Here is a 1792-nt window from a genome sequence, read left to right as displayed (position 1 = left end):
AAAACAGGAACTGTTCGTCAATTAAGAGCACGTACTGCTTTTATTAAGCCTTCTGTTGTAAAAAGAGCTCAAATTCAAAAAGCTGCTTACATCCAAACATTGAAAGATAGTTTAGAAAGTTAGTATTTCGCTTTTCAAAAATAATTACCGTTAGTCATCAAAAAGTTTTAACTTTGATGCTAACGGTTTTTTTATTTTAAAAATCTTCTGGTGGTTTATATATAATAGGTATAAATCGAAAAAAAAAACTTTCTTATGAAATCAAACAAAGAAGCTTTTCGTGATTATTTACAGCTGGAAAAAAAATATTCTCCGCATACGGTTAATGCTTATTTGAATGATATTGGTTTCTTTGAAGAGTTTAATAAATCTCGTTTTGAGCAGGATAATGTTGAGAAGGTTAATTATAGTCAAATAAGAAGCTGGATTGTTTTTTTAGTCGATCAGGAAATTTCTAATGTTTCTGTAAATCGAAAAATGGCTTCCTTAAAAGCCTTTTATAAATTTCTTTTAAAAATTAAGCAAATAGAGATAAATCCAATGCTTAAACATAAAGCACTTAAAACTCCTAAAATTGTCCAGATTCCGTTTTCAGAAAAAGAAGTAAGTGATTTGATGCTTGGAGTAGATTCTCCATCCGGTTTTGAAGAAATTAGAGATAAGCTTATTGTTGATCTTTTTTATACCACAGGAATGCGTCGTGCAGAATTAATAGGTTTGATGATGAAGAATATTGATTTGTCTTCGAATCTTATTAAGGTGTTAGGGAAAAGAAATAAAGAACGAATTATTCCGCTTCTGTCCATTGTTGCAGATCAGATTAATTTGTATTTAAAAGAAAGAGTGGGGGTTGAAGAAATTGTAGATTCTGATTATTTTTTTATTTCGAAAAAAGGGTTAAAATTGAGTGAATCGTTTGTGTATCGATTAATAAATTGTTACTTTAGTAGGGTCTCTGAAAAGGTAAAAAAAAGTCCTCATGTGCTTCGGCATACTTTTGCGACTCACTTATTAAATAACGGAGCAGATTTAAATTCAGTTAAGGAGTTATTAGGGCATTCGAGTTTGGCATCTACGCAAGTTTATACTCATAATAGTTTAGCAGAACTTAAAAAAGTTTATTCAGATGCTCATCCAAGAAATAAGTAATAACTCTGAAATGTTTAACCCTAAAATAATTATTATGAAGGTAGATGTTCATGCAGTTAACTTTACTGTCGACAGAAAATTAGTGGATTTTATTCAAGAGAGAATGGATAAGCTGGAAAAGTATTACGACCGAGTTGTTTCGGCTGATGTTTTTTTAAAAGTTGAAAGAACAAGTGATAAGGAGAATAAGGCGGTAGAGATTAAGATTAATGTTCCGGGAGATGAATTTTTGGTTAAAAAGCAATGCAAATCGTTTGAAGAAGCAGTTGAGCTTTCGGCAGAATCTTTAGAACGTTTGCTGGTGAAAAGGAAAGAAAAAATAAGAGCACATATTTAATTGAAATTTTTTTTAAAAAATGTTTTGATTCAAAGATAAAATAGCTACATTTGCAGTCCGTTAGAAATAGCGGACTTTTTTAATGTATTCGCCAGCGTAGCTCAGTTGGCTAGAGCAGCTGATTTGTAATCAGCAGGTCGTGGGTTCGAGTCCCTCCGCCGGCTCAAAAATATTTCAAATGCGATTTGAAATAAGTTCTTTTAAAAGACTGAAAAACAAGAATTTACGGTATAAATTATGATTCAAGATAATCTGAAATCTATAAAATAAAACCATAAATTATTCGGGGAGATACTCAAGCGGCCA

2 protein-coding genes, 1 tRNA gene and 1 pseudogene are annotated in these 1792 nt (G+C 31.4%); all 4 read left to right on the top strand.

Annotation, left to right across the window (positions count from 1 at the left end; translation table 11 throughout):
* A pseudogene (locus tag B3C18_RS01505) lies at positions 1-123 on the top strand (30S ribosomal protein S21); the annotation flags it as partial.
* A 132-nt stretch (positions 124-255) separates the two neighbouring features.
* Positions 256-1149: a tyrosine-type recombinase/integrase gene (locus B3C18_RS01500; protein ID WP_291141269.1), complete on the top strand. Its 894-nt coding sequence runs from the start codon at positions 256-258 to the stop codon at positions 1147-1149.
* Positions 1150-1183: 34 nt separating this feature from the next.
* Positions 1184-1486 carry a ribosome hibernation-promoting factor, HPF/YfiA family gene (gene hpf, locus B3C18_RS01495; RefSeq protein WP_053472330.1) on the top strand — a complete coding sequence of 101 codons (303 nt, stop codon included), beginning with the start codon at positions 1184-1186 and terminating at the stop codon, positions 1484-1486.
* A gap of 90 nt (positions 1487-1576) precedes the next feature.
* A tRNA-Thr gene (locus B3C18_RS01490) sits at positions 1577-1650 on the top strand.
* Positions 1651-1792 lie beyond the last annotated feature (142 nt).

Origin of the sequence: Flavobacterium sp. UBA7680, assembly GCF_002482975.1 — a bacterium.
Taxonomy (GTDB): domain Bacteria; phylum Bacteroidota; class Bacteroidia; order Flavobacteriales; family Flavobacteriaceae; genus Flavobacterium.
The sequence above is the reverse complement of the archived record's forward strand: the minus strand, read 5'-3'. Positions and strand labels throughout refer to the sequence as shown.